Genomic DNA, 26,019 nt, shown 5'->3' with positions numbered 1-26,019 from the left:
TTAATCGCTCGTCCATGCTATGGTTATGGTCCTGGCGGGGAAGCTGTAGCGTCCCAGTTCCCAGTCCAGCACCAGCCAGCGGTTATCCGTAGCCGCATCCACACTCACCGCAAGCTGTCCCGGGTTTCGGCCTGTAAAGCGGGCTACCGATGAAAGCACCCTCTCGGCCATTGCCCCCTGGCCAATCCAGACCTCGGCCCAGGCGTGGCCCTGGTTGCCCTTAACACCATGGACGATCCGGGCTCTGCCCCCCACGGCGATGATGCAGGATGCCATGAGGGCCGCGTAATCGTCGCAGTCCCCGGCCAGACCCAGGGCGAGGGTTCTCTTTGCAGGGGAAGTGTAATCAGTCCATGAGACCGCAGGGTCGCTCACATATTTCCAATTCCGGGAGATGGCTCCATGGATCAATACAAGTTGATGAGCTCCTGCGTCGTTAGGGATTCGGCTTCCCTGGGGGTTATCCCAGGGCCCCGGGGCGGCGCTGGCCGCCTTTACGGCAAAGTCCCGCACTAAGGGATCCGCGGGCTGTACCGCCTGATCATAGCGGCCGCCCTGCACGAGGGGTACTTGGGATTCCAGGCGGCCCTTCATCTCATCCAGAGCCTTTTTTGCCGCCTCGAGCTGTTTGGAAAGCTGATCGCTGTCTTTTAAGGAACGTTCCAGGGCTTTTTTGTCCGCCTCGGTCCGCTCTAGCCGTTCCTGTAATTCCTTAAGGGCCTGTTCCTTTTCTGCCAGGGTCTTGTTTTTTTCTTCCATGACCTGGCGGACCGCCTTCTCGACCTCCGGGTTTACATATTCCTTGCCCAGGGTGCCGGATATGGATTGTATGGCCCGCTCCACACTGGAGGCATCCAGGTTCAGGGTGCTTTTCGTAAAGGGGGACCAGGCGGCAAGCACAATGAGAAGGGCAATACCGCTTACAAAGGGAACAAGAAGTCCCGGGATAGCTTTAGTTTTAGGACTGCGGCCCATGAGATTCCCGACGATCACCGCCAGGGCTCCCGCAAAGAGGGCCGGGGCTGCCTCCTGAAAGGGCGCGAAGCGGAACAGGGCCGAACGGATACCGGTCAGGTAGGGAACCTCAAAGGCTCCAGCAAAAAGGAGAAGCCCGGTCATCAACCCGGAAAGAACTGGAAGGATCCGCTCCACCGTTCCAAAGAGGGCCGCGATAAGGTAGGCACCGATAAAATACAGGAGGAGGGCCCCACTTTCGCCAAAGGCCCCCAGGCCGCGCTGAACCCAGGTCAGGGGCGCACCGATTCCAAAGGCCGCCAGGGCCGGCACCAGAAAGGCGAGCAAGCCCGCCACCGCAAAAAAGTCTCCAATCCGCTCAACAACAGATTTTTTCGGCTTACTATTTTCCATATAACATATTGTAAAACGCTTTTCTTGCCAGGGCAAGATGAAGGGAGGGGGCGATTATAGGGGGGGGTATAATAAGTATGATGTTAAACGGACCCTCGGGGAGGGAATGAACAAATAAAAATCACCTCAGAAATTATAAAATTGCTTGACGGAGGTATATATCAAGATATATACTAAAGGAAGGAGGAACACATGCAAACCGCTAAACTATTCCAGAATGGCCGTAGTCAGGCAGTAAGACTACCGAAAGAATATAACTTCAAAGGTAATGATGTTCTTATCCAGAAGGTTGGAGAGGCTGTGATTCTATTCCCCAAAGATCGTGTTTGGGAGACTTTTCTTGAAGGTTTAAATGGATTCACAGAAGACTTTATGGCTGATGGAAGAGAACAACCAGCTATGCAAGAAAGAGATGGTTTATAATGTATCTACTCGATACAAATATTTGCATTTTTATAAAGAACAAAAAACCGAAACAGGTATTAGATCATTTACATCAAGTAATTAACCAGAATTTATATATATCAAGTATTACAGTTGCTGAATTGTATTTTGGAGTTTTTAATAGTCAAAACATTGAAAAAAACCATATTTCTTTAGTTGAGTTTTTAGCACCTTTTAAAATATTGGATTTTGATGATGAAGATGCAAAAGAATTTGGGAGAATAAGATCAAAATTAAAGAAAGAAGGGAAGCTAATAGGTCCATATGATATGCAAATAGCGGCACAGGCAATAGCTAAGAAATTAATCCTTGTTACAAATAATACAAATGAATTCATCAGAGTAGATGGAATCAAAATTGAAGATTGGAATTAAGAATTCGCCCAACAACCAATTCAACCTGACAATTCCTGTTATCACATTTTATGCTGTCGCTTCGCTCTGCCCCTTCCGTTTCCTCCTACCCCTCAAAATACTCATCAAGAAGACGCTGGGTCTGTTCTGCTAGATAGAGTGGGAGGGAAAGCAAGGAGAAATCTTGGGGCTCCCTGCCTGCAACACTTGTCGTCGTATGAATCACCGAAGGAGCATCGCTGTTAAAACGGAGGGCCAGAGAGGGCCTTTTTTCCAGTACAAACATTTGCAAAGACTTTAATCTGCCTGTCTTACCGGCCTTCACCTCAACCGGAACCACCCGGGTTCCGCACTGTATAAGATAGTCCACCTCCGAGCTTGATCCGCGAATCGGTCTGTTCCAATAATAAAGTGCTGGCTCCATCCAGCGCTTTGGGCTATACAATACATGCTGACCTACAAACTGCTCTGCAATTAAGCCGGAATGCACCAGTGTATAATCCGTATCAGGTCTTAAATCGGTCAAACGCAAACCGAGCAGGGACGAAACAAGTCCTACATCCAAAAAGAGCAGTTTAAAATAATTGTGATTAAGCTCAGCCCCAAGGGGTATTCCGTTGGCATCGGCATGAAAAACCCGGTAGATAATCCGGGCCTTTTCTAAATATTCTAATCCTTCCCGAACAACAACCGACCTTACGTCCGGATTAAGGGAACTAAATTTTATTGTTTTACCTATGTTGAGCGGAACTTTCCTGAAAAGGTCTTGTATAAAGGGAACATTTATCCTTCGCTTATATTTGCCAAAATCAGCATAAAATGTTTGCAAAATTCCCTGTTGTTCCCGGGCCGCAGATTCAAAATCCAAACCTGACTCGATATATCGCTTAACTACTCCTGGCATACCACCAATTAATAGATACTCACGTAATAATCCAAGAATTTTTTTATGCAGAGCTAAAGGAATATCCTGACCAATGTGATACCCCGCAAGGTATTCCTCAATGCTCACCTGTTCGCGTGCATGAAGGAACTCACCAAAAGTCATCGGCCCCAGAAACATAAACTCCATTCTACCCACGGGCATAGCGATTTCATGGTCTGCCAATGTAAAATCCAGAAGTGACCCTGCACAGATAACATGAAGCTCCGGCATGCGCTCATAAAAGTAACGGAGCCGTGCAAGAACCTGCGGAACGGACTGGATCTCATCCAAAAATAGCAATGTCTTGCCAGGTACAAGTTTTATACCCGCATCAATCTCGATGTATTTGCATACAATTCTGATGTCTTCTTCCTCAAAAAATGTGCTCTTGCTGGGATGTTCATCAAAATTGATTTCAATAAAGGATTCAAAACATTCACGGGCAAAGATCCTGACCAACTCCGTTTTGCCTACCTGTCGTGCTCCCCGCAGGATTAAGGGCTTTCTGTTGGGAGCTTCTTTCCATATTCGTAAATCATCCAACGCATACCGTTTCATGTTATAAAGTATAGCTAAAATAACCTTTATTTTCCACTTATAATTGTCATTTTAAGGGGTAAATATGTCTATATATTGATGAAAATCAAGGTAAAAACCATTGTAACGGCCGATTATTGATAAACCGGATGGTGATGCCCGGGAAGGATATAAAATGACACGAACGATGCCTAACTTAAAGTCCTTGAATAGGATGGCAAAAGAGCCCAGTTGCAAGATAAATGTTTAATGAATATTTAATTGCAAATTTGTTAATCATAAATTATCATAAATTTGCTGATTGCATAAGATGTTTACCATGGAAACTTGGTTTACCCTATTTCTCTCTATTCCCGGACTCTTATGTTTATCACCAAAAAAGGGTTTACCTTGTGTAATATGGAGGTAAATATGACAATAGTTCCAATTAAAATTAATGTAAGGAAAGATGAGATACAACGTTTTGTTTTTAAGTATAGAATTAAAGCATCACCGGTAAGTATCTCTTGTAATCCAAATGAAGAGGTATGGATTAATAAAAGAATTGGTTATAACCATGAAGAAGATCGTGTCTATATAGAAGGTTATCCTTTTATTAAAAAATAACCTTATACTTTTTGAGTAACATAGATGAAAGAGGAGGACGATTTTTTTTTAGATTTACAATCAGGAAAAGCAAAACTTCCTGATAACAAAGATAGTTTAGTTATTGCAAATATAAACTATATTGATTAGATCGTATCAGATACCTTTACATAATAATTTAAGGATACACTATTTGATCAAAACTATAAATAGTGAAAAATCCAAATATCGGACCTGTGAGTAGAATAATAAGTTTAATATACCCCCTCGCTTACTATTTTACGATAATGTATAGACTATTTAAAAGGATATTCCATGCAAGAACGAGGTATAAATATAAAATCTCTTATATAAACGCATGATTAAATATAAAAATAAAGGTTCTACAAAGGAGCATTCATTATGCAAATGCCAGAAATGTTCGATAATATTAGCAAAACAATTAAAGATGATTTAGTGGTCACAATAAAAAAGGGTGATAAGCTGTCCATAGCATCGTCCTGTTTTTCCATCTATGCCTACCAGGCACTCAAGAAGCAGCTTGATGATATCGCAGAACTGCGCTTTATCTTTACTTCCCCTACATTTTTACGAGAAAAAGCCCCTAAAGAAAAGCGGGAATTTTACATACCCCGCCTTAATCGCGAGCGTTCTATCTATGGTACAGAGTTCGAAGTGAAACTTCGTAATGAATTGACTCAGAAGGCCATTGCTCGTGAATGCGCCGAGTGGATTCGCAAGAAAGTACAATTCCGCTCGAATCTGACTGGCGGGAACATTTCCAGTTTTATTAACATTATAGGATCGGAACCCATTACCTATATGCCATTAAATGGATTCACGACTGCCGATTTAGGTTGTGAACGGGGCAACAATATCATCAATCCAGTAACCAAACTATTTACTCCTGTATCGAATGAATATATTCGAATGTTTGAGCAGATTTGGAACGATAAGAACCTGATGCAGGACGTAACCGAACAGGTTATTGATGGAATAACAGCAGCATACAACGAAAATGCGCCTGAATTTATTTACTTTGTTGCGATTTATAACATATTTAATGAATTCCTGGAAGATATTTCAGAGGATGTTCTGCCAAACGAGGCGACCGGATTTAAAGAGAGCAAAATCTGGAGCATGCTGTACACTTTCCAGAAAGACGCCGCTTTGGCTATTATCAATAAACTAGAAACATTTAATGGTTGCATTCTTGCGGACAGTGTCGGCTTAGGGAAAACATTCACCGCCCTTGCTGTCATTAAATATTATGAAAACCGCAATCGCTCCGTGCTTGTGCTTTGCCCTAAAAAGCTGTCTGACAACTGGAATACATTCAAGGACAATTATATCAACAACCCCATAGCCTCCGACCGCCTTCGTTATGATGTGCTTTTTCACACTGACCTTTCGAGGGATAGAGGCACATCAAACGGGCTTGACCTTGATAGGCTGAACTGGGGCAACTACGACCTTGTGGTCATCGACGAGTCACACAACTTTAGAAACGGCGGAGAGGTCTATGGCGAAGACCGCCGCGAGAACCGCTACCTTCGTCTTATGAACCGCGTTATCTGTGCAGGTGTAAAGACGAAGGTTCTCATGCTGTCGGCTACACCAGTAAACAACCACTTCATTGACTTGCGAAATCAACTTGAACTCGCCTATGAGGGAAACCCAAGTCTTATCAATGATCGTCTGGGAACGAAACGATTTATCGATGAGATTTTCCGTAATGCCCAGAAGGTGTTTAACCAGTGGAACAAGTTGGAGGAAGGCAAACGAACTACAGATGCGCTTCTTAAAGCCCTCGACTTTGACTTCTTTAAAGTTCTTGACAGCGTAACCATTGCACGTTCCCGAAAGCACATAGAAAAGTATTACAACATGGACGAGATAGGCTCTTTCCCCGAACGTTTAAAACCCATTTCACTGCGGCCACGCATGACAGATTTGCCGAGTGCGATAAATTACAACGACATTTACGAACAGCTTATGAGATTGAACCTTTCGGTGTACATACCTACAGACTTCATATTTCCAAGCAAGCTTAACAAGTATGTGGATACCTCCCGAAACATCAACCGTGTCGGCCGCGAAATGGGTATCCGCAGACTGATGAGCATCAACCTTCTCAAACGGCTTGAAAGCTCAGTTGAGTCCTTCCGGCTCACAGTCGGACGTGTAAAGAAACTTATTGACAACACTATCGCCGAAATTGACGCTTTCATTGCTGGAGGCAGTTCAGTTATCAACGGTCGTGAGTTAGCAGGCGACGAAGCGGACTTTGATGACGACGACCGTAACACAGATTACTTTGCTGCAGAACATAGTATTAAGATTGACCTTGCCGATATGGACTATAAGACTTGGCGGGACAGGATTGCGGAGGACGCCGAAACGCTGGAATTGCTCAAAATATTACTAGATGACATTACACCGGAACATGATACAAAACTACAGACTCTTTTCAGCCTGATTCAGGAAAAAATAACAAAACCAATCAACGAGGGTAACCGCAAAATCCTAATTTTTACTGCCTTTTCCGATACCGCTGAATACCTTTACACTCACGTGAGTACCTTTGTGCAGACCCGTTTTGGACTTGACTCTGCAATGGTCACGGGAAGTGTTGAGGGTAAGACAACGATTAAGGGGCAGCGTGCCTCGATGAACGAAGTTTTAACCCTTTTCTCACCGATTTCCAAAGGCAAAGACTTGCTGATGCCGAACAATCGGAACGACATCTCCGTACTTATAGCGACGGATTGTATTTCGGAAGGGCAGAACCTTCAGGACTGCGATTACTGTGTCAACTACGATATCCATTGGAACCCCGTCCGTATCATTCAGCGATTTGGACGTATTGACCGTATTGGAAGTAGGAACGCCGTTATTCAGCTTGTGAATTTTTGGCCGGATGTGGATTTGGACGAGTATCTTTCTCTGAAAGGGCGAGTCGAAACAAGGATGCGCATTTCGATAATGACCGCCACAGGCGATGACGACCTAATAAATGAAGAAGAAAAGGGCGACCTCGAATACCGCAAGGCACAACTCAAACGGCTTCAGGAAGAGGTCGTGAATATTGAAGATATGCAGTCGGGTATTTCGATTATGGATTTGGGGCTGAATGAATTCCGGCTCGACCTTCTTGAATATGTAAAGACCCACGGGGATATGGACACCGTACCATTCGGGCTTCACGCCGTAGTGCCGGCTTCCAAGGACTGTCCCCCGGGCGTCGTGTTCATTCTCAAGAACCGCAACAACAGCGTAAACATCGATAAGCAAAACCGCCTACACCCATTTTATATGGTATACATAGGAGCGGATGGCGAAGTCGTTTGCAACCACCTTTCGCCTAAAGAACTGCTCGATAAGATCCGCTTGTTGTGCAAAGGCAGAAGCACCCCTGTTATGGACGTTTGCCGTGAGTTCAACGCCGAAACAAAGGACGGACGGGATATGCGAAGAGTTTCTTCACTCTTGACTGATGCGATCAACTCTATCGTGGAAGTAAAAGCGGAAAGCGATATTGACAGCCTGTTCAGTCCGGGCGGTACGACCGCTCTTGATACCCGCATTGACGGATTGGAAGACTTCGAGTTAGTCTGTTTTATTGTAGTGAGGTAATCATATGCTGGGATTACCCCGTTCCACCGAGGTAAACCGCCGTGTGGCAAAAGAGAAGCTTTACGCCAACGCCACATTGACTGCCTCGGTAAAGGATATGATAAAAGACCAGATAGAGTCGGTGGTCTGGCGGAACAAACTGGCCGACAGCACCATGAGCGTAGCCGCCGGGGAGAAAGTCGAGGAAATTCAAATTTTCGAGATCGCCCTCAGGCAAAAGGCTTTGGACAAGCGCATCCTGCCCGCCATAGCTAAGGCGATACCGTACAAGATTCTGTTTCTACTGACCTTTGAAGGCGAGGCGCAGGCGTGGATGGAAGCCTCCGGCACATTCTACAGCACGGACTGGTTTACGCTTGAGGGATTCACGCTGAAATTTGAGGGGTTGAATCTGGATGCCGTGTATGAGAATCTGGCGCGGCAGATTGCGGGCGGCCGGCTCGACGCCGAGGATGACATCGCCAAGGCAGTTGAAAGAGATAAACAGCGACAGAAACTCGAACGTGATATCGCCGCGTTAGAAAAGAAAGTCCTGCGGGAGAAACAGTTTAATAGGCAGGTTGAACTAAACAGCGAGTTGAAACGGCTAAGAAAAGAACTGGAGGAATTAAGATGATGGATAAAATGAAATTTGAGACCCCGAACCTTACCGCCGAAAACCGCAAGAAGCTTGCAGAGCTGTTCCCCGGCGTGGTTGCCGAGGGCAAGGTGAATGTAGACCTTTTGCGCTCCTATGTGGGCGAGGAAATATTCAAAGACGAAGCCTATGAGTTTACCTGGGTGGGCAAGCGCGCCGCCATTGCCGAGGCAGGCAGACCTATCCGCAAGACGCTTCGCCCTATTGTTAAGGATGAAACTACTCCTACCGGTGCAGACAGTACGGGAAAGCCCTATTGCAGCAGCGGCAGCCGCGACTGGGACACCACCGAGAACCTTTACATAGAGGGCGACAACCTTGATGTATTAAAACTTTTGCAGGAGAGCTATCTTGGCAAGGTGAAGATGATATATATCGACCCGCCTTATAACACAGGCAACGATTTTATTTACCGTGATGATTTTGCAAAAAGCCGAGAAGACTACGAGGAAGAAGCGGGCATGTACGACGAGGACGGCGACCGCCTGTTTCGCAATACTGAAAGCAACGGACGCTTTCATTCCGACTGGTGCAGTATGATGTATCCACGGTTGGTGCTGGCGAGGAATCTACTTACGCCTGATGGGGTTATCTTTATTAGTATTGATGACAATGAGGTTGCACAATTAAGGAAGATGTGCGATGAGGTTTTCGGTGAAAGTAATTTTGTCGCGAGTGTTATTTGGGAACGTGCTTTTTCACCTGTAAATTTAAAAAAGCACTTTTCAGAAAGCCATGATTACATCATCTGTTACGCTAAAGATTTTAATAATCTGATTTGTAATGGATTACCGCGAAGTGAAGAAGCAGATAACCGCTATTCAAATCCAGATAATGACCCTCGCGGGAACTGGGCTTCTGCTGACTTGTCGGTAGGACCAGCTATTCAAAATAATATATATGAAATTGTAACACCATCTGGTCGCAGAGTTATGCCTCCGAGCGGCTATAGTTGGAGACTTAATAAAACACGTTTTGCAGAATTTCTAAAAGACAATAGAATTTATTTTGGTGATGATGGAAATGGTGTGCCAAGGATAAAAAGGTTTCTATCAGAAGTTAAACAAGGTATAACCCCGATGACAATATGGAAGCATCAAGATGTAGGACACTCCCAAAAGGCAAGTCAGGATTTGAAGAAGCTGTTTAATGAAAAGGCGGTTTTCACATATCCCAAGCCCGTTGAGTTAGTCAAGCGGCTATTTGAGCTGTACACAAATAACGATTCAATCATTCTCGACTTCTTCTCAGGTTCCGCCACCACAGCTCACGCAGTAATGCAGCTTAACGCAGAGGACGGGGGCAAACGGAAGTTTATCATGGTGCAGCTGCCGGAGGTGTGCGCCGAGGGTACGGAAGCTGCCAAGGCCGGCTATAAAAACATCTGCGAAATCGGCAAGGAGCGCATACGCCGCGCCGGGGATAAAATCAAAACGGAAAACAAGGACAAGCCCGGCATTGAAAATCTGGACATCGGCTTCCGCGTCCTTAAACTCGACGACTCGAACATGAACGACGTCTACTATGCGGCGGGCGACTACACGCAGGAAATGCTTTCCAATCTGTTAAGCAATATCAAGCCCGAACGAAACGATATGGACCTGCTGTTCGGTTGTCTGCTCGACTGGGGTCTGCCGTTGTCCATGCCCCACACCCACGAGAAGATTGACGGTTTCACCGTCCATACCTACAACGGCGGTGACCTGATCGCCTGCTTTGAAGAACGTATCAGCGAAAAGGCAATCCGCGAAATTGCAAGCCGCCAGCCCCTCCGCGCCGTGTTCCGGGACAGCAGCTTTACCAGTTCCCCGGAGAAAATAAACGTGTTTGAAATTTTCAAACTTCTTTCGCCGAATACCACGGTCAAAGTTATATAAAGGGGTGCGACGATGAAGCTGAAATTCCGGCACCAAAAGTTCCAGTCTGATGCGGCCAATGCCGTATGCGATGTGTTTGCAGGCCAGCCCTTCCACGCGCCGACTTATATGATCGACCCCGGTTTGGATAATGTGAACGAATTTTCTGACCCCTCTTATTGGCAGAAGGGTTTTAATAACGCGCCTGTGGCTATCAGTGACGACAGGATCCTGGAGCATATAAAAGCTATTCAACGGGCGGGGCAGATAAAGCCCTCTGAAAAACTTGAAGGGCGGTATAACCTAACCATTGAAATGGAAACCGGCGTAGGCAAGACCTACACCTATATCAAGACGATGTATGAACTGAATAAACGGTATGGGTGGAGCAAATTCATCATTGTCGTGCCAAGCGTCGCTATCCGCGAGGGAGTGTATAAGTCGTTCCAAATAACGGAGGAACATTTTACCGAGGATTATGGAAAGAAAATACGTTACTTCATCTATAATTCCTCTCAGCTTACCGAGATTGACCGTTTTGCCTCCGACAGCGCGATAAATGCGATGATCATAAACAGCCAGGCGTTCAATGCCAGAGGCAAGGACGCAAGGCGTATTTATATGAAACTGGATGAATTCCGTTCCCGCCGCCCCATTGATATCTTAGCGAAAACAAATCCGATACTCATTATCGATGAGCCGCAATCGGTCGAGGGCGCGGCTACAAAAGAGCGGTTGAAGGAGTTCAATCCGTTGTTTACGCTGCGCTACTCGGCAACCCACCGCGCGGACAGCGTATATAACATGATTTACCGCCTTGACGCGATAGAAGCCTACAACAAAAAGCTTGTTAAGAAGATTGCCGTCAAAGGTATATCAGTTTCGGGAAACACCGCCACGGAAGGGTATGTTTATGTACAGAGCATCAACCTCTCCAAGGGCAACCCTACGGCCACCATTGAGTTTGACGTAAAGGGCGGTACGGGAATCCGCAAAGCCTCCCGCGTGGTGTGCGAGGGTTACAGTTTATACGAGAACTCCGGCGAACTTGCCGAGTATAAAGATGGCTACACTGTTCTCCGGATTGACGGACGTGATTCGTCTGTGGAGTTCACAAATGGTAAAAAGCTTTTTGCGGGCGACGTTATAGGCTCGGTCAGCGAAGAGCAGCTGCGCCGCATTCAAATAAGAGAAACAATCCTCTCCCACATCGAGCGGGAGCGTCAGCTTTTCACCAAAGGAATCAAGGTCTTGTCCTTGTTCTTTATTGACGAGGTGGCAAAGTACAAACAGTATGACGCACACGGCAACGCCATGGGCGGCGCGTACGCGCAGATTTTTGAGGAAGAATATAAGTCCGTTATCGGCAATATGAGGCTTAAGCTTGAGGATTCGGAGGAGTATTTGAGATACCTGGACGGCATACCCGCCGAACGGACACACGCCGGATACTTTTCCATAGACAAGAAAAGCGGTCGAATGATTGACAGCGAGCTTAACGACAAGAAGGAGCGCACATCCGACGATGCCGATGCTTACGATCTTATTATGAAGGATAAGGAGCGTCTGCTTGACCGTAATGAGCCTGTACGGTTCATATTCAGCCACTCCGCCCTGCGTGAGGGCTGGGATAACCCGAATGTGTTTCAAATATGCACACTAAAGCAAAGCGGCAGCGATGTTCGCAAGCGTCAGGAAGTCGGTCGCGGCCTGCGCCTTGCCGTCAATCAAAACGGCGAGCGTATGGATGAGAATATCCTCTCTCACGACGAGATACACAATGTCAATGTGCTAACCGTTATTGCCAATGAAAGCTATGACAGTTTCGCCAAAGGCTTGCAAAGCGAGATTGCCGAGGCGGTCGCTGACAGGCCTTGCAAAGTTGAGGCAAAGTTGTTTAAGGAGAAGTTCAGCGAAGAGACTGCAATTGCAATCTATGAAAGTCTTATAGAAAATGGCTATGTAAGACGCGGTGAACTTACTGATAAATATTATGAGGAAAAGAAGAACGGCACTCTGAAGTTACCTGTGGAAGCGGAAGGGAGAATTGCTGAAGTTGTCTCTATACTGGATTCCATCTACGATCCTAACATAACTAAGCCAGAGAACGCTCGCAAAAACACGGTCGATGTGACGCTAGACAAGGATAAGATGAACAGCCGTGCTTTCCAGGAACTCTGGTCCCGTATTAATAGCAAAAGCTACTACACGGTCAGCTTCAACGAGGAAGAGCTAATCAAAAAGGCAATTACAGAGCTCAATTCCAGACTGCGTGTATCCAAGATTTATTTCAGAGTTGAGAAAGGCGAACAGACAAAGACTATTGAGTCCAAAGATCAATTGCAAGCAGGAACGGCTTTTATACGATCCGAAATGATCCGAGAGGAAGCTCCTTCATACAGGGAAATGAAAGCGAGCAGTTCGGTTCATTATGACTTGGTTGGTAACATCGTTTCAGAAACCGGACTTACTCGAAAAGCCGTAGTTAACATACTAGCTGGTATTGAAAAAACTGTATTTGAACAGTTCGGGTGTATAACCCCGAGGAATTTATCATTCGTGCGGCAAACATTATCAACGAGCAGAAAGCTACAGCGATTATTGAGCATATCACATACGACAAACTGACTGCCGTGTTCAGCACAAATATTTTTACTGAACCTGACCTTAAAAAAGGAGCCTTGGGTGTAAACGCTATAGAAGCGAAACGGCATTTGTATGACTACGTTATCTACGACTCAACAAATGAGCGCGACTTTGCTACAGAGCTGGAGGCACACAGTAAGGAAGTCGAAATTTATGTAAAACTGCCCAAGGGCTTTTATATCAACACGCCCGTTGGCAAGTACAACCCCGACTGGGCGATTGCGTTTTATGAGGGCAAGGTAAAACACATCTATTTTGTCGCAGAAACGAAGGGTGATATGTCATCCCTGGAGTTACGCAAAATAGAGGAAGCAAAAGCTCATTGCGCACGAGAACATTTCCGTGCCATCAGTGGCGAGAATGTGAAGTATGACGTGGTAAGCAGTTACGAAAAGCTGTGGGAACTGGTACATGGATAATTCGTAACCGATACCATGACCCCGTATAAGACAAAAAGAAGACCTGGTATCAAAAACTGGTACGGCAATGCATCAATTCAGTATCTTTTATGGCGATCGGGTATCGCTATGATAATTGCTGTTTACACAAAATTAAGGATAGGCTCCGTTACAGCACTTATTGAATGAAATGGTCTTCTTCCAATTTATTGATTTTGAACTTACATGATTTTGCAAGTTCTGACATATTTTTATCAAATGTATAAAAATATAAGTCTGATGCAGGGATTAAACTGCTAAACTCTAACGCTGTAGCAATATGTATAGCGTCAAGAGTTTTGCATTTTGCGATTTCCTTCCTTAGTACAATTATATTTTCAATATCTTCATCAATGATTCTAAAGTTGACTTCTTTTAAAAATTCTTGTAATTCAGCAGTTTTCTTTGTAATCCAGTTTGTTTCAAGTTTTGTTTTGTTATGTTCAAAGGTTCTCCTCAAAACTGTAATTGTTTCTAATTTTAGTAAAATTGAACTCACCCGTATAGAAGCTTCATTCCATAAATCCAATGCCTTATCTTTTCTTTTTTCGTCAAGGAGAATTGCTAATAGAACACTTGAATCAAAATAATATAACATATTAAGACTCTCGGTTTTCTTTATAGATTGAAATCCAATCAATACCAGTAGGCGTTTCTGTTTTTAACTGAATAGAATTGTTTCTTTTTGCTTTAATCAACTTTCCAACGGCAGTTAGTTTTTCCAACTCCATCTCTACATCCGTATTCGAAACCTCTTTTACAGGTAAGGAGATTTCTGCTATAACCCGATTGTGTTCTGTAATAAGCACCTTCTCACCACGCTTAACATATTGTAGGTACTGAGAAAGCTGATTCTTCAATTCTCTTACGCCAACTGCAATCATACTTATAATATATAGCCACAATGGCTACATTGTCAATTCTATTTTTACCCTCTGGCCGTATATAATGAGCCCTGGAAACTGGGCCAAAAAAATGTAAAAATCAACAACCCCGCAGCAAGTTGCGGGGTTGTTGGTTGCGCAAGGAATATTTATTGTATGCAGAAATCCCCTCCAGCAAAAGCTGGAAGGGATTTCTGCTTAGCAATAAGGTGGTAGGAGTACAGAAACAACCTGCGAATCAGGAGTAAACTACCAACATGAGGAAACGATACGATAAGGCATTTAAAGCGAAGGTGGCTCTCGAAGCCCTTCGGGGTGATAAAACGGTCCAGGAACTAGCAGCTCTTTATGAGGTTCATCCAAACATGGTGACCCTCTGGAAGAAACAGCTTCTTGAAGGAGCTGAAGTGCTCTTTGAAAAGCCAGGGAAGGATACGGAACGGCACGAGATGGAGCAGAAACAGGATGAGTTGTATAAGCAAATCGGTAAGCTCCAGATAGAGAACGAATTCTTAAAAAAAAGTACAAACAATTATACGGGACCGAACCGCCGCTATAGAACCGGACTATCCAGAATTATCGATACGAGAGCAATGCCGAATACTGGGAATAACTCGAGCAAGTTATTACTACAAGGCCGTAGAAAAGGACGAAGATAGAGACCTTGCCATTTTGAATGCCATCCTGGAAGAGCTCAAAGTTCACCCGTTTTATGGGTATCGCAAAATAGCTCGTGCCTTAGCAGATATGGGGGTAACACGGAAATCGATACGGGCTTTGTGTACCTGGTGGTCATACTCGACCTGTATTCTCGTAAGATATTGTCCTGGAAGGTCTCAAATACCATGGATACGGACTTTTGTGTAGCTTCCCTTGAAGAATCAATCAAACAGTGGGGGATCCCGGCTATCTTCAATACGGATCAGGGGAGTCAGTTTACCAGCGATGCTTTTATTTCAGTCCTTGAATCGTATGGCATTCGTATCAGTATGGATAGCAAAAATCGAGCTCTTGATAATATTTACATGGAACGGGTCTGGCGTACCATCAAGTATGAAGATATTTATATCAAAGACTATCAAACCATGACTGAACTCAAGGAGGGACTAAAAACCTATGTAACTTTTTACAACAGTAAACGGTACCATCAATCGTTGGACTATGCTACACCAGATGAAATCTATGCTCAGGCATTTAAAGCTGCCATAGCATCAGAGGAGGCTCTCACTGCTTAAGCCCCCATCCTCTTATCCACCTTATTTTTTCTTTAAAATGGTCTTGACAGGTGGGCTCACCATAGCCTGTACAGCTTGTTTTCCAGAGATTCTTGGTAAATAGCTCATACGGTGATAAGGATAGGTTCTTTTCCGGATCGTTGAACAACATCAAGCGATTTCTGATCTTCAGCCCAGAGCCACGCTTGTATAGCTTCACGAATATTATCGAGTGCTTCTTTTTCATCTTTACCTTGCGAAATACAACCGGGCAATGCAGGGCATTCAGCAACAACCCAACCATCTTCATCCTGTTCCAGAATGACATGAAACATCATAAACAAATACCTCTCAATCAACAAAGAAACATTTTGTAAGTTCTGATTACAACGGACATCAGTTTAATTATCGCACATTTGTTCAGCTCCGACAACTAGTTAATATTTTAACACCTTTTAGTCAGTCGGTCTTCCCTTTGATCGAAAAGTAATTAAAAACCTTTCTTCTATCTATAAAAAAATACGTGGGCGTAATATATCTTGACTTATTTTGAGTGCTTAAACTTCCCGTATGACCTTTTCTGTTTTGGTAAAGTTGATGAACCGGGTCCCGGAAACTTCTGCCTCCAAGTCTCCCGCATAGATGACGTAGCCCGCCTTAATAGTATCGCTTGCTTTTCTGAGTCGGGGAAAAGCTTTGCCAAAATCCTTTGAAAAGGTCATTGATGCCTTAATCTCGATGGGCGTAAGTCCCCCAAAGTTGCTGGCTAGCAGGTCCGCTTCCAAGCCGTTGTTGTCCCGCCAGAAATAGAGATTGGACTCTTTGCCGTCGTTGAACCGTGCTTTCAGAGCTTCTACAACCACGAGATTTTCAAAAAGACCACCGAGATAGGGACTGATCCCGATTTGCCTGGCCTCCTGTATTCCCAGGAGCCATGCGGCAAGGCCGGGTTCGGTAAAGAAGATCTTAGGCGACTTGATGAGCCGCTTGCCAAAATTTTCAAAATAAGGGGGCAATCGGAAAATGATAAATGAGGCTTCCAAAATTCCTAACCATTCGGTAAGGGTAGAGGCACTCATCCCTGTCGAGTTAGCTAAATCGCTCATATTCACTACCTGGCCAATCCGGCCGGCAAGCAACCGGATAAAGGTCTCAAAGGCTATGATATTACGGATATTAGCAATTTGCCGGACATCCCGCTCAACATAGGTTTGATAATACTGGCCGTACAGGATGGTCGGTGATAGCTCATCTTCATACAGTCTGGGCATACAACCACGGTACAGGTACTCATCCCGGTCTAGTATAATACCCGCGTCATACAGTTCCGACACAGAGAGGGGTAGCAGGCGCAAAAGCGCTGTCCTCCCCACTAAAGATTGACTTATCGCCGCCCTGAGACCGATTTGGTGACTTCCCGTCAGTATAAATTGGCCCCGACGGGTCCGGTCTTCATCCACCATAACCTGGATATAACTGAGCAGGTCCGGAACCCGCTGAATTTCATCTATAATAATCGGTGGAGCATAGCGCTTTAAAAAGGCTCGAGGATCCTGTTCCGCAAACAGTCGTATATCGGGCTGTTCCAGATTAACATAGCCATACTCAGGAAATACCTTCCGGACCAGGGTTGTCTTGCCTGATTGTCGGGGACCGATAATGGTGACCACCGGAAAGCTCTTTGCCATGTCCAAGGCTACTCTTTCCATCCTGCGCCGAATGTAGGTTGCCATCTGGAGCCTCCTATATAAACCCAATCATGTAAAACTATACATTTCTGGACTAGAAAACTCAATATGTATAATTTTTCTACATCCCCTGCCCTATAAGCTCTAAGGCCAGGGTGGACCAGGTTTCGAGGCTTGCCGATTCAGTTTCCAGTTTTTCCTTAAGGGCTTCAGGGCTGAGCCAGAGACTGCCCGCCAACTCCTCCCCCGGCTTAAGCAATTCGCTCCTGGTTTGTATGGTGTACACCAGGCCCAGGTGCACCATGCCGACGGGACTTCGCTCCTCGTGAATAAGGCCCCGGAATTGGCTTTTCATACCATGCCCCTGCAAGCCCGCTTCTTCCGACGCTTCCCGCACCAGGGCCCGCATGACCGTCCGCTCTACATCAATCTGATCATCCTGCAAGACTGCATCTTCCGGATTGATGTGTCCCCCAATACCAAGGGAGTATAAGCCATGGAGCCGCTTTTCCGTTCCCTGCCGGGGATAACAAAGGAACCGCCCCTCCGGGTCCTGCAGGATACAATAGGGGATGAGCTGTTTATACGAAGGATCCTGCTCAGCCTGCCTGCGGATTATAAAGGCCGCACCGCCCCGCTGCATCGCCTGAAAAGCTGTATGTTCATCAATATGAAATAATTCCTGGCTCAGATCGATGAGCTCGGCTAGGGCACTGCGGGCTACGCAGAGTACCTGTTCATTCTGTTTGTCTGACATGGGCCCATCCTAGCATATTCCCCTGAACCGCGCCACCGCAAATCCCCCTGGGGGTAAAGAAACTATGGTTAACCATCACCTATTTGGTTATACTTATATTGATGAACGATTCTGCCTATGTTGATACAGAACGAGAACAGGCCTATGAAGCCTTGCTTCGGGAACGGGTGCTCAGCCTCTGTGCAGGGTTACCCTGTACCATATACCTCTTTGGATCCCGAGCCAGAAAACAGGCACGGCGCAGTTCAGACTTTGATATTGGTATTGAAGGGCTGGATACCCAAACCTTTAGAAGGTTGAAAATTGCTCTGCAAGACTGGTTAGAAGAAAGCCCAATCCCCCATACTATAGATGTTATTGACTTTTCCCATGCCGATCCGGTCTTTGTAATCCATGCGAAAAAGGATGCTATAATATGGAAGAAAAATTAGATAATTTACGAAACCAATGTTTTGCCGCAGTCCAAGATTTCGAGAAAGCCCTCGACATCGACCTTACCAGGCTGGATGCCCAGCTCATCGATGTTATACAAAACGGGCAGGTGCAAAAATTTGAAATAGCCGTTGAAATATGCTGGAAAACTATTAAGCAATTTTTGTATGAAATCCATGGGTTCGACCTTGCAAGCCCAAAAATGGTTATAAAAAAATTTTTCGAGCTGGGGTATTTACAGTATGATGAACTTGATGTGTTCCTTCACGCCCTGGATATCCGTAACTCCTGCAATCATATTTACAATCATTCCGTTTTTGTAGAGCTCTATAAACAAATTGTCGAATACAGGGGCTTTTTCCCGCGGATTATCCAGAGGCTGGAGTAAGGGCTATTTCCGCAATCTCAGAACACCGCCGCACCTCGCCCGGGAAGTGCATCCTCAGGTCCCAGGGGGCTCTCGGCAAGCAGGTTCTGCACCGACTCTGAGGGGTCAAGACCTAAAAGGCCCTTCCAGACCGTGGCTGGTATCGGTTTCTCATCCCGGTTGATGAGCACCCTGAGCCTATCCGTATCATGGTGTATGGTTATACCCAAAAAACCTGGGTGTGCAGGATCAGTTACATACTGCCGCCTGCCGTCGGCACAGAGGGACCAGTGCTCGCGGCGCAGGGCTATGAGGGAGCGGACAAAGCGGGCAAAGGCTTCTTCTTCCGGAGTGGGGTCCCAAATCATACAGCGGCGGTTGTCCGGGTCTCCGCCCCCTTCCAGGGCATATTCGGTGCCGTAATAGATGCAGGGAGAGCCCGGCAGGGTAAAGAGCATGGTCAGGGCAAGTTTGGCCATGGCCCGGCCGCCCAAGAGGTGGACAATGCGGTCCGTATCATGGGAATCCAACAGGTTAAAAGCCGATCGGATCACCCTATCGGGATACATAAAGGATATTTCTGAAATCCGGTACACAAAATCACTGGCGGTTTTGCTCCAGTCTTTGGTGAGCAAAAAGTCTACAATGGCATTCCCAAAGGGATAGTTCATCACCGCATCATACTGGTCCCCCCTGAGCCAGGGCATGGCATCGTGCCATATTTCGCCTACGATGTAGGCATCCGGTTTCAGGGCCTTTACCCGCCTACGGAACTCCCGCCAAAACACATGGTCAATTTCATTGGAAACATCGAGCCGCCATCCATCAATATCAAATTCCTGTATGTACCGTTCCGCGACCTTGAGTAAATATTCCCGCACTTCGGGGTTTGCGGTGTTGAGTTTGGGCATCCGGGTCGTAAAGGCAAAGGTTTCGAAATTGGCGTCCCGGCTGTCTCCGGTGTCTTTACCCTTGGGGAAGAGGGGGAATGCATTGATGTGGAACCAGTCTTTATAGGCCGAGGCTTCGCCCTTTTCGACCACATCGAGCCAGGGGCCGAAGGTTTTCCCGCAGTGGTTGAACACCGCGTCCAGCATGAGCCGTATGCCCCGGGTATGGCAGGCCTGTACCAGATTTTTTAAGTCTTCGTCGGTGCCAAAGGCGGGGTCGATCCGGAGGTAGTCCTCCGTATCGTACTTGTGAACCGAGGGGGAAGCAAAAATAGGCGTCAGGTAGATGCCGGTACAGCCCAGGCTTGCAATGTGGTCCAGACCGTCGATAATGCCCTGCAGGTCGCCGCCGTACCATTCATGGTTCGTTACGGGGCCCCGCTTCCAGCTCTTGGTGCCAGCGGGGTCATTGGCCTTATTTCCGTTCCGGAACCGTTCGGGAAAAATTTGGTACCAGACTGTTCCTGCAACCCAATCGGGGGCCTTAAATACATCAACCTCGTTAATATAGGGAAACACAAAAGCGTTCCAGTAATCGCCAGTGGGGCTGGCCTCCGCTTTGGGGCTGGTGGGGAGGAGGCCCTTTTCGCCGTAGTCATAGCGGCTTCCGTCTCTAAAGGTAATCCTAAAAAAATACCGGGCCCGTTTGTAAGGCGGGGTCCAGCGAATTTCCCAAAAGTCCCGCATACCGTCACTGCCAATTTTTTGGAGTTCCTGCGAAGCACACCGCCAATGCCAGGCACCGCCGTCCGCTTCCGGCCGCCGTCCCCAATCATGGGGATCCCCAGCCCATAGCTGAATCGATACTATATCATCAACCGCACTCTGCAATCGGATGACAAGACTTGTCCCATCGGGGGAATAACAAAACGAATCTGTTGCTCTGTGATAGATCGCGGCACCGTTCATAAAGACTCCTTGCTGTTTTTGACTGGGCTATGCATCAATGAGCCCATGTTCTTTCGGGACCTTACAGGACCTGGTCACCCTTTCAATAAAATTTCTCTTGACGGTTTGTATTTTACACCTTATGCTATATACAAGTAAACCGTTTTAGTTGTTAATCTAGGAGGATTATATGAAACGATTCGTAGCACTGGTACTGGGTATCAGTCTTGTTGCGGGTGGTGCCTTTGCCCAATCCAAGGCAGTATGGCGGGGCAATCAGTTCCAGGTTGAAAAGGGAGCTAAGATACGTCTTGGTGTGGATAGCGACATTCTGGGTAAGGCTATTGTCGCTCTCTGGGATAAGCTGCATCCCGAAGCAGTCGGTGCAGTAGAATATGTAAACTTCGGAGCCGCTGGTGGTACGGACCAAATTACCGCTTTGCAGGGTGAAGCTCCCGATGTAGCCCTGGTAATCGACGGGGAAGTAAGCCGTAATGAACAGTCTCTCTTAGCTCTGGATGCGGTCATTACCAAAGCTGCTACCAGCTTTGCGATGGAACCTTTCTATAGCGGGGCTAACAGCAAGACCATTAAGTTTGTTCCTGTCGCCTACGACGGTATGGCCTTTGCATGGAACAAGACCATGATGGAAGCCCTTAAGCTAGATACCACCGATAAAAATAATGACGGGCTTCCCGATGCTTTTGACACCTGGGAAGAAATTTTTGCTCTATCCAAGAAATGGCAGACCAACCGCCCCACCTATAAGGGGAAACCGGTTAATATCGTATACCCCATGTGTCTGGATGAAATCTGGTCCGGCTACTCTAACCTCACTGCAGGAGGCTGGAAAATTTTCCCCACCAAAGAAGCGGATAAAGCCGGCTTTGATCAGGATGGCTTCCGCGCCGGTCTTGAATTTATCAAAGCCGCTGCCGATGCCATGATCAGCGTCGAAGCTAACGGTGTTAAGACCCCCGGTGCATCCATGACCTGGCGCTGGGACGATGCCCTCAACAACGAAACTGCACCCTTCTTCTTGGTTGGTACCTGGATGGATGTCAATGGTGCCGAAACCAAGGGCGGCTATGACATTAAGTTCGGCCCCATGCCCACCTGGAAAGGTATCCGCCTTACCCCCTTCGTAAAAACCAAGGGATGGGTCATCAATGGCTTTACAAAATATCCTTCTGCTGCCCACGAGCTCTATCGGATCCTCTTTACCAAGGATGGTATGCAGACTATGGTAGACAACTCCGCATATATTCCTGCTCTTAAAGCTAAAGCAACCAATACTCCCAACTACCGCAAGGATCCCAACAAGGCAGAAATGTCTGCAGCCTTCGCCTTTAACTATCCGGAACCCACCGTTACCCTCCCCGCCAATCCCAAAAAGAAGGCCATGGACGGTTACTATGGTATCGGACTTAACCTGGAACTCCGAGCTGTCTGGGATGGTGAAAAGACCCCTGCTCAAGCCCAGGCTACTATCATAGATTTGTATAAAAAGTGGTACGCAGAAAACAATAAATAGTTTTCATCAAATGTTCCGCATCGTTTGATGTTCTTACCAAGGAGCTTTCCCTGCGGAAGCTCCTTTTTTACATTTTATAAGCTCGACCGTAGAGGACTTTCAAAAGACCTTGCGGGAGGAGGAGTTTACATGGAAAAGGATTCAGGGATGTCCACGGCCGAATCGGGACAGATTAACAAAGGCTCTGCCTATGCAACAGCGGCCGCGTCCCTCCTCTTGCCTGGATTGGGACAATTGCTGAACAGACAAAAAACCAAGGCTATTGCCTGGTTTATGGTTCCTCTGTTACTTGTGACTATAGAGTTATCTACTTCCCAATGGGATAGATTTATCAGATTGATGAACGGGAAAGTTCCCGCTGAATTAATTGCAAATCAATCAACCAATGGGCTCCACAACAATACCACCGGAGCTGAACTTAACCAGGCCGATTCATTAGGGGCCCTTTTTGCAGCAGAGGAAGACACTACCGAAGCGGCTGGTTCCGGAGACCCCTTTGCCGATACTACTGCAGAGGCCTCAGACTCTGGCGATCCCTTTGCAGATGTTGCTGCGGATACCAGTTCTGGGGACCCCTTTGCGGACATCGAGGCAGAGTCTCAAATGGGAGACCGTCAGGCCAATTATTTTACAGCCCAATATTTGTATCCTAATTATTTTATAGAAAGCGAAAAACATTATCCCTTCCGGGATTTTGGCGGTTTCTTTACCCGCGGCGTCTGGGGCCTAGTAACCCTGGGACGGCTCCCTATCGATGCAGAATATGCTGGTGGAGTAATTGAACTCTATAACAAAGTAACGCCCTGGCTTACCGCCGACAACTCAATCGTACTGTTAGGGAACGGCCTCATTGCTATGGCTGTCCTCGTAGTATTTATCACCCTCTGGGTTTTAGGTGTGATCGATGCCTATAAAACAAATATTGCCTTTCAGAAAACCGGTGTTCGAGAAAGTTCCAAGGAATTCTGGTTCAGAATTTGGGATAGCCTGTATGTGTATGTAGTCTCAGCCCCAGCCTTTGTGATGATCCTCTTTTTTACGGTTATTCCTATTTTCTTTACCTTCTTTCTTGCATTTACTAACTACACCTATAAGATAAAGCTTGGTGCCAAGCTTATTGAGTGGGCAGGGTTCCGCACCTTTGGCTTCCTTGCCATGGACCCGGGATGGCTTTCTATTTTTGGTCAGATTTTCCTCTGGACCATACTTTGGGCGCTTATGTCCTCTTTCACGGTCTATGGCCTTGGCTTCTTTAATGCCATGATCGTTGAGTCACCCTTGGTGAACCATAAACGGGTCTGGCGCACCCTCATGATACTCCCCTGGGCAATTCCCTCTCTCGTCAGCCTTATGATGTTCCGCAACGCCTTTGACAAGGATGGTCTTGTAAACCAGTTTCTCTTCGCCACTGGACTCATGGAACCGGTTTCCAATTTCTTATTTAACATTGGTCTGCAGGGCAAACCTGATCAGCCAATATTCTGGTTCCAGCCAATTTATAATGGACGACTTGCCCGTTTTGTGGTAATGCTGGTTAACCTGTGGCTCGGAGCTCCCTACCACATGATGATGATTATTGGTACCCTTTCAACCATTCCCCGGGAACTCTATGAAGCAGCTGCTATCGATGGGGCAAGCGGTTGGCAGCGCTTTAAGTATATAACCTGGCCAATGGTTCTTGCCGCTACTATGCCAGCCCTCATCATGACCTTCAGCTTTAACTTTAATAACTTTGGGGCGGTCTACTTCCTCACCGGTGGCGGCCCAACCTGGGATCCGGCAAAAATACCGGATAGTATGCGCATCGTTGGTTCTGCCCTTCCAGGACAAACAGATATTCTCATTTCCTGGATTTACAAATTGTCCTTTACCAAGGATTTTGAGCAGTATAATGTGGCCGCCGTGTATTCCATCTTGATATTCTTTATCGTCGGCGGCTTCTCGGTATACAACCTGCTTAAATCTAAATCATTCCAAGAGGAGGCAGGCGAATGAGCGAAAACCGGCCTTTAACCTTAGTAAAGGGGAGACAGACCCAGGCAGCACTGATGCGCAATTCCATTTTGCGCTTTCTCCACTACCTGTGGTTAACCCTCACATGCTTTACAGTGCTTATTCCTATTTTATGGATGATTTCTGCATCCCTTACCAAGGGAAAACTGCTTTCTGGAGTCCCCCTGATCCCGGATTTCAGCAAATTTTCCCTGGAGCACTATGAATACCTGTTTACCTATAAAAGCCAAAGCGGCGCTCAGTACTCGGACTTTGTGGCAGCCTTCCTGCGATCCCTGCAGATTGCGATTGTAAACACCTTTACGGTGGTGCTCTTCACCACCATTACTGGGTTTGTATTCAGCCGCTTTAAGTTCCGTGGTAAAAAGCCTATTCTTGTTTCCTTCCTCCTGCTCCAGATGTTCCCTTCCTTTATGGGAATGATCGCCCTCTTCATGATTTACCGGACCTTTGGATGGCTTAACAAACCCATAATGCTGGTATTTATCTATGCAGCCGGAGCTATCCCCTATAACACCTATCTTATCCGGGGATACATGCGGTCCATTCCGCTTTCTATTGATGAAGCGGCCATTATCGATGGGGCAAGCAAAACCCAGATATTCACCAAAATTGTTCTGCCGCTGTCTACGCCTATCATCGGCTTTATTGCGGTGAACGCCTTTATGGCTCCCTGGATGGACTACATGTTGCCTAATAAGCTGTTGAACATGCAGAACCAGACCGTAGCGATCTTCCTGTACCGGCTTACGGATCCGATGATCACCCTGTACTATAACCCGCTGAACTTCATGGCTGGGGCTCTGGTACTGGCAACCCCCATCACCCTGGTTCAGTTCTACATGCAACGCTTTATTGTGTACGGCATGGCCTCCGGTGCTGAAAAGGGCTAAGGAACAATCTATATCCGTCAGAGTTCTCCGGTTGTTTCCGGAGGACTCTTTTTATACATAGAAATCTGTACCACAGATCAGTAATATTGGATTCATGAAACAAAAAAAGACTCATACAACACCCATACTCTGGACCGCCGCCCGGGCCTGGTGGTCCGACTCAGCCGCCCAGGACTGTGCTTCTTTTCACTGGCTGTTTATTATTGTGCTCTTTCTTGCATCTTCTATCGCAATAAGCCTACCCTTTGGGGCAAACCGTTGGCGCGAAGCAAACATAGCTTCACAAACAAACCAGTATCCCGGTTTAGGCTACGCCTTCGAAGCCTTAGCCCAGGCTCCATTTTCTTTTACCATCGCCAATGGAGCCTTACAACTAGATCCACCCGCCCCGGAGGCTCTGACTGCAAAGGATTGGATTGTTGAACTGGGGCACAATAGGGATCATACTGGGGATACACAGCGGGTTTTACAAATCGGAACTTCTACCCTGCTCATTCGCAATGGCTCAACCGGAACCCAGGTGAGTTCCAGCTTACAACCCTTTAATGGCCTCTCATCGGACACCATTAAAAGGGCCGCCGAAAACCGCCGCACCCTGTCCCAATTGATAGAAGGGGTGCTGTATACCGCAGCCTTTTCATCTATTCCTTCTATATTGCTGACCTTAGGTTTATTGATGCTTGTGCAAAACCTAGCCTTTGTTGTCATTTTAGGTATGATGCTTTCCTTTGCAGTCTACGGAAAGGCGCCGGGAAACCAAAGCTCAGTAAAACTAAAGCCCCTGGAGGGTATAAAAATGGCCGCCGCCATCATGGCGGGGCCAGCCTTTTTAATCGGTCTTGTGGGGCTTTTTATTCCTGCTTTTAAGGCTCCCTTTTTATGGTTAGCCTACTCGCTCCTTGCGGGTATCCGGGTCATCATGCTCTACACCAGCCGGTATCGCAGTGCTCGCTCGAGCTAAGAGGCGGCCAGGGG

24 protein-coding genes are annotated in these 26,019 nt (G+C 46.6%); 16 read left to right on the top strand and 8 right to left on the bottom strand.

From position 1 onward, the window contains the following. Window positions 1-1,368 (bottom strand): transglutaminase domain-containing protein, encoded by a 1,368-nt coding sequence (locus SPICA_RS00540; protein ID WP_013967592.1) that lies wholly within the window; start codon window positions 1,366-1,368, stop codon window positions 1-3. Window positions 1,369-1,560: 192 nt separating this feature from the next. Between SPICA_RS00540 and vapB the strand changes: the two genes are divergently transcribed. Both vapB and vapC read left to right on the top strand, forming a co-directional pair. Continuing rightward, a complete protein-coding gene (vapB, locus tag SPICA_RS00535) occupies window positions 1,561-1,791 on the top strand; it encodes a type II toxin-antitoxin system antitoxin VapB (protein ID WP_013967591.1) in 231 nt (76 codons plus the stop codon). Continuing rightward, complete coding sequence (gene vapC / locus SPICA_RS00530) at window positions 1,791-2,186, top strand: type II toxin-antitoxin system tRNA(fMet)-specific endonuclease VapC (protein ID WP_013967590.1); 396 nt, start codon at window positions 1,791-1,793, stop codon at window positions 2,184-2,186. The genes vapB and vapC overlap by 1 nt, the downstream gene beginning before the upstream one ends. Window positions 2,187-2,271: 85 nt before the next feature. On the opposite strand, the gene SPICA_RS00525 is transcribed toward vapC, so the two are convergent. Then, complete coding sequence (locus SPICA_RS00525) at window positions 2,272-3,648, bottom strand: ATP-binding protein (RefSeq protein WP_013967589.1); 1,377 nt, start codon at window positions 3,646-3,648, stop codon at window positions 2,272-2,274. Between the two features lie 390 nt (window positions 3,649-4,038). Here SPICA_RS00525 and SPICA_RS00520 point away from each other — a divergent pair, with 390 nt between their 5' ends. The 6 genes from SPICA_RS00520 (at window position 4,039) to SPICA_RS15645 (ending at window position 13,406) form a co-directional block, all read left to right on the top strand. Next, on the top strand, window positions 4,039-4,233 hold the full coding sequence (locus tag SPICA_RS00520; RefSeq protein WP_013967588.1) for a hypothetical protein: 195 nt from the start codon (window positions 4,039-4,041) through the stop codon (window positions 4,231-4,233). A 381-nt stretch (window positions 4,234-4,614) separates the two neighbouring features. Beyond that, complete coding sequence (locus SPICA_RS00515; RefSeq protein ID WP_013967586.1) at window positions 4,615-7,848, top strand: helicase-related protein; 3,234 nt, start codon at window positions 4,615-4,617, stop codon at window positions 7,846-7,848. A 4-nt stretch (window positions 7,849-7,852) separates the two neighbouring features. Then, window positions 7,853-8,464, top strand: a complete 612-nt coding sequence (locus SPICA_RS00510) for a DUF4391 domain-containing protein (RefSeq protein WP_013967585.1) — start codon at window positions 7,853-7,855, stop codon at window positions 8,462-8,464. Continuing rightward, window positions 8,461-10,362 (top strand): site-specific DNA-methyltransferase, encoded by a 1,902-nt coding sequence (locus tag SPICA_RS00505; protein WP_013967584.1) that lies wholly within the window; start codon window positions 8,461-8,463, stop codon window positions 10,360-10,362. The genes SPICA_RS00510 and SPICA_RS00505 overlap by 4 nt, the downstream gene beginning before the upstream one ends. 12 nt (window positions 10,363-10,374) lie before the next feature. After that, window positions 10,375-12,969, top strand: coding sequence for a DEAD/DEAH box helicase family protein (locus SPICA_RS00500; RefSeq protein WP_215904899.1), 2,595 nt, complete (start codon window positions 10,375-10,377; stop codon window positions 12,967-12,969). Window positions 12,970-12,974: 5 nt separating this feature from the next. Beyond that, complete coding sequence (locus SPICA_RS15645) at window positions 12,975-13,406, top strand: restriction endonuclease (protein WP_215904898.1); 432 nt, start codon at window positions 12,975-12,977, stop codon at window positions 13,404-13,406. A 157-nt stretch (window positions 13,407-13,563) separates the two neighbouring features. Here the strand turns inward: SPICA_RS15645 and SPICA_RS00495 are convergent, their stop codons facing one another. Next, the gene (locus tag SPICA_RS00495) at window positions 13,564-14,022 is read right to left on the bottom strand and encodes a type II toxin-antitoxin system VapC family toxin (protein ID WP_013967583.1); all 459 of its coding nucleotides are present in this window, start codon (window positions 14,020-14,022) and stop codon (window positions 13,564-13,566) included. A 1-nt stretch (window position 14,023) separates the two neighbouring features. Then, window positions 14,024-14,308, bottom strand: coding sequence for a type II toxin-antitoxin system Phd/YefM family antitoxin (locus tag SPICA_RS00490; protein WP_013967582.1), 285 nt, complete (start codon window positions 14,306-14,308; stop codon window positions 14,024-14,026). A gap of 257 nt (window positions 14,309-14,565) precedes the next feature. Between SPICA_RS00490 and SPICA_RS00485 the strand changes: the two genes are divergently transcribed. Next, window positions 14,566-14,967 (top strand): transposase, encoded by a 402-nt coding sequence (locus SPICA_RS00485; protein ID WP_013967581.1) that lies wholly within the window; start codon window positions 14,566-14,568, stop codon window positions 14,965-14,967. A 120-nt stretch (window positions 14,968-15,087) separates the two neighbouring features. Next, on the top strand, window positions 15,088-15,543 hold the full coding sequence (locus SPICA_RS14555) for a DDE-type integrase/transposase/recombinase (RefSeq protein WP_257720282.1): 456 nt from the start codon (window positions 15,088-15,090) through the stop codon (window positions 15,541-15,543). Between the two features lie 104 nt (window positions 15,544-15,647). Here SPICA_RS14555 and SPICA_RS00475 read toward each other — a convergent pair whose 3' ends face one another. The 3 genes from SPICA_RS00475 to SPICA_RS00465 all read right to left on the bottom strand — a co-directional run bounded on the left by SPICA_RS00475 (window position 15,648) and on the right by SPICA_RS00465 (window position 17,967). Continuing rightward, entirely contained in the window at window positions 15,648-15,860 is a 213-nt protein-coding gene (locus SPICA_RS00475) for a type II toxin-antitoxin system HicB family antitoxin (RefSeq protein ID WP_013967580.1), read from the bottom strand. A gap of 219 nt (window positions 15,861-16,079) precedes the next feature. Next, the gene (locus tag SPICA_RS00470) at window positions 16,080-17,255 is read right to left on the bottom strand and encodes an ATP-binding protein (RefSeq protein ID WP_013967579.1); all 1,176 of its coding nucleotides are present in this window, start codon (window positions 17,253-17,255) and stop codon (window positions 16,080-16,082) included. A 76-nt stretch (window positions 17,256-17,331) separates the two neighbouring features. Continuing rightward, window positions 17,332-17,967, bottom strand: coding sequence for an NUDIX domain-containing protein (locus tag SPICA_RS00465; RefSeq protein WP_013967578.1), 636 nt, complete (start codon window positions 17,965-17,967; stop codon window positions 17,332-17,334). 101 nt (window positions 17,968-18,068) lie between these two features. On the opposite strand from SPICA_RS00465, the gene SPICA_RS00460 reads away from it, so the two are divergent. Further along, window positions 18,069-18,398: a nucleotidyltransferase family protein gene (locus tag SPICA_RS00460; protein WP_013967577.1), complete on the top strand. Its 330-nt coding sequence runs from the start codon at window positions 18,069-18,071 to the stop codon at window positions 18,396-18,398. Continuing rightward, complete coding sequence (locus SPICA_RS00455; protein WP_013967576.1) at window positions 18,383-18,787, top strand: nucleotidyltransferase substrate binding protein; 405 nt, start codon at window positions 18,383-18,385, stop codon at window positions 18,785-18,787. The genes SPICA_RS00460 and SPICA_RS00455 overlap by 16 nt, the downstream gene beginning before the upstream one ends. Before the next feature lie 17 nt (window positions 18,788-18,804). Here the strand turns inward: SPICA_RS00455 and SPICA_RS00450 are convergent, their stop codons facing one another. Then, window positions 18,805-20,625 (bottom strand): glycoside hydrolase family 13 protein, encoded by a 1,821-nt coding sequence (locus SPICA_RS00450; protein WP_013967575.1) that lies wholly within the window; start codon window positions 20,623-20,625, stop codon window positions 18,805-18,807. Window positions 20,626-20,794: 169 nt separating this feature from the next. On the opposite strand from SPICA_RS00450, the gene SPICA_RS00445 reads away from it, so the two are divergent. The 4 genes from SPICA_RS00445 to SPICA_RS00430 all read left to right on the top strand — a co-directional run bounded on the left by SPICA_RS00445 (window position 20,795) and on the right by SPICA_RS00430 (window position 26,005). Continuing rightward, entirely contained in the window at window positions 20,795-22,138 is a 1,344-nt protein-coding gene (locus SPICA_RS00445; RefSeq protein ID WP_013967574.1) for a type 2 periplasmic-binding domain-containing protein, read from the top strand. Between the two features lie 129 nt (window positions 22,139-22,267). Then, the gene (locus tag SPICA_RS00440; RefSeq protein WP_013967573.1) at window positions 22,268-24,133 is read left to right on the top strand and encodes a carbohydrate ABC transporter permease; all 1,866 of its coding nucleotides are present in this window, start codon (window positions 22,268-22,270) and stop codon (window positions 24,131-24,133) included. Next, window positions 24,130-25,044, top strand: coding sequence for a sugar ABC transporter permease (locus SPICA_RS00435; protein ID WP_013967572.1), 915 nt, complete (start codon window positions 24,130-24,132; stop codon window positions 25,042-25,044). Before SPICA_RS00440 ends, SPICA_RS00435 begins: the two co-directional genes overlap by 4 nt. Before the next feature lie 94 nt (window positions 25,045-25,138). Continuing rightward, window positions 25,139-26,005 (top strand): hypothetical protein, encoded by an 867-nt coding sequence (locus SPICA_RS00430; RefSeq protein WP_013967571.1) that lies wholly within the window; start codon window positions 25,139-25,141, stop codon window positions 26,003-26,005. The last annotated feature ends 14 nt before the right edge of the window (window positions 26,006-26,019 follow it).

The organism is Gracilinema caldarium DSM 7334 (assembly GCF_000219725.1).
GTDB lineage: Bacteria > Spirochaetota > Spirochaetia > Treponematales > Breznakiellaceae > Gracilinema > Gracilinema caldarium.
Note: the sequence above shows the minus strand (reverse complement) of the source record. Positions and strands in the feature narration are given on the sequence as shown.

Coding starts and splice junctions, on each gene's coding strand:
- SPICA_RS00540 (WP_013967592.1), bottom strand. CDS start 1,368: ATGGAAAATAGTAAGCCGAAAAAATCTGTTGTTGAGCGGATTGGAGAC.
- vapB (WP_013967591.1), top strand. CDS start 1,561: ATGCAAACCGCTAAACTATTCCAGAATGGCCGTAGTCAGGCAGTAAGA.
- vapC (WP_013967590.1), top strand. CDS start 1,791: ATGTATCTACTCGATACAAATATTTGCATTTTTATAAAGAACAAAAAA.
- SPICA_RS00525 (WP_013967589.1), bottom strand. CDS start 3,648: ATGAAACGGTATGCGTTGGATGATTTACGAATATGGAAAGAAGCTCCC.
- SPICA_RS00520 (WP_013967588.1), top strand. CDS start 4,039: ATGACAATAGTTCCAATTAAAATTAATGTAAGGAAAGATGAGATACAA.
- SPICA_RS00515 (WP_013967586.1), top strand. CDS start 4,615: ATGCAAATGCCAGAAATGTTCGATAATATTAGCAAAACAATTAAAGAT.
- SPICA_RS00510 (WP_013967585.1), top strand. CDS start 7,853: ATGCTGGGATTACCCCGTTCCACCGAGGTAAACCGCCGTGTGGCAAAA.
- SPICA_RS00505 (WP_013967584.1), top strand. CDS start 8,461: ATGATGGATAAAATGAAATTTGAGACCCCGAACCTTACCGCCGAAAAC.
- SPICA_RS00500 (WP_215904899.1), top strand. CDS start 10,375: ATGAAGCTGAAATTCCGGCACCAAAAGTTCCAGTCTGATGCGGCCAAT.
- SPICA_RS00495 (WP_013967583.1), bottom strand. CDS start 14,022: ATGTTATATTATTTTGATTCAAGTGTTCTATTAGCAATTCTCCTTGAC.
- SPICA_RS00490 (WP_013967582.1), bottom strand. CDS start 14,308: ATGATTGCAGTTGGCGTAAGAGAATTGAAGAATCAGCTTTCTCAGTAC.
- SPICA_RS00485 (WP_013967581.1), top strand. CDS start 14,566: ATGAGGAAACGATACGATAAGGCATTTAAAGCGAAGGTGGCTCTCGAA.
- SPICA_RS00475 (WP_013967580.1), bottom strand. CDS start 15,860: ATGATGTTTCATGTCATTCTGGAACAGGATGAAGATGGTTGGGTTGTT.
- SPICA_RS00470 (WP_013967579.1), bottom strand. CDS start 17,255: ATGGCAACCTACATTCGGCGCAGGATGGAAAGAGTAGCCTTGGACATG.
- SPICA_RS00465 (WP_013967578.1), bottom strand. CDS start 17,967: ATGTCAGACAAACAGAATGAACAGGTACTCTGCGTAGCCCGCAGTGCC.
- SPICA_RS00460 (WP_013967577.1), top strand. CDS start 18,069: ATGAACGATTCTGCCTATGTTGATACAGAACGAGAACAGGCCTATGAA.
- SPICA_RS00455 (WP_013967576.1), top strand. CDS start 18,383: ATGGAAGAAAAATTAGATAATTTACGAAACCAATGTTTTGCCGCAGTC.
- SPICA_RS00450 (WP_013967575.1), bottom strand. CDS start 20,625: ATGAACGGTGCCGCGATCTATCACAGAGCAACAGATTCGTTTTGTTAT.
- SPICA_RS00445 (WP_013967574.1), top strand. CDS start 20,795: ATGAAACGATTCGTAGCACTGGTACTGGGTATCAGTCTTGTTGCGGGT.
- SPICA_RS00440 (WP_013967573.1), top strand. CDS start 22,268: ATGGAAAAGGATTCAGGGATGTCCACGGCCGAATCGGGACAGATTAAC.
- SPICA_RS00435 (WP_013967572.1), top strand. CDS start 24,130: ATGAGCGAAAACCGGCCTTTAACCTTAGTAAAGGGGAGACAGACCCAG.
- SPICA_RS00430 (WP_013967571.1), top strand. CDS start 25,139: ATGAAACAAAAAAAGACTCATACAACACCCATACTCTGGACCGCCGCC.